Source organism: Gordonia asplenii, from assembly GCF_012933505.1.
Taxonomy (GTDB): Bacteria; Actinomycetota; Actinomycetes; order Mycobacteriales; family Mycobacteriaceae; genus Gordonia; species Gordonia asplenii.
Window position 1 is genome coordinate 1 of record NZ_JABBNB010000114.1, and the last position, 325, is coordinate 325.

The 325-nt window shown below is 68.0% G+C and carries 1 pseudogene; it reads right to left on the reverse strand.

Annotated features, from left to right (window positions below):
- Positions 1–325 (reverse strand): annotated as a pseudogene (locus HH308_RS29420) (hypothetical protein); the annotation flags it as partial.

Sequence of the window (325 nt, forward strand, 5' to 3'; positions counted from 1 at the left end):
CGTTGGGGCGGGCCGACTCGCCGACACCGTCGGAGTCGGTGGGATCGCCGACTTCGTCGCAATCGAGATCGTTGGGGCGGGCCGACTCGCCGACACCGTCGAGATCATCGGAGTCGGTGGACCCGTCGGGGTCGCCGATATCGTCGAGGTTGTTGAGGGTGGTGAGGAAGACGGCGAGTTCGTCGTCGGGGCCCAGCGGGCGTATGACGGTGGTCGGGTCGTCGAGCAAGTCGTGGATGTGGTCGCCGGACACCACACCGTGCCCGTCCATGAACCCCGGGTGGGCTGCGCGTCGGTCGACGGTGGCCTTATCGGCCACCACATG